This window comes from Pseudomonas sp. E45-MNA-CIBAN-0222 (assembly GCF_040310405.1).
Lineage (GTDB): Bacteria > Pseudomonadota > Gammaproteobacteria > Pseudomonadales > Pseudomonadaceae > Stutzerimonas > Stutzerimonas stutzeri_AC.
Genome location: NZ_JBEOPU010000140.1, coordinates 1 through 261, shown reverse-complemented (window position 1 = coordinate 261; position 261 = coordinate 1). Strand labels below are relative to the sequence as shown.

The following is a 261-nucleotide window of genomic DNA, read 5'->3' as shown; positions in this document are numbered from 1 at the left end:
GCACCAGGGTCAGGCCCAGCGGTATGATCAAAAGCCCGGCAAACAGCACCAGCGCCGGCAGCGAGAGCAGGTAGCCGCGACTCATGGGTGCACCTCATCGGCCGCCAGTACGCGCAGCAAATCGGCCTGCCATTGCAGGCCCACCACCGCGCCGTTAGCCAAGGGCGCGCTACCGTCGTTACTGCGCACCACGGTGATTTCGCCCAGGGCGGTGTGGACGCGGTACAGCCATTGGCTGCCGAAAAAGTAGCGGTCCAGCAC

The 261-nt window shown here is 65.5% G+C and carries 1 protein-coding gene; it reads right to left on the bottom strand.

The genetic code is table 11. The features are described from left to right. Positions 1 to 81: 81 nt before the first annotated feature. On the bottom strand, positions 82 to 261 hold a 180-nt coding region (locus tag AAEZ08_RS23075), incomplete at its 5' end, for a TOBE domain-containing protein (RefSeq protein ID WP_500125201.1).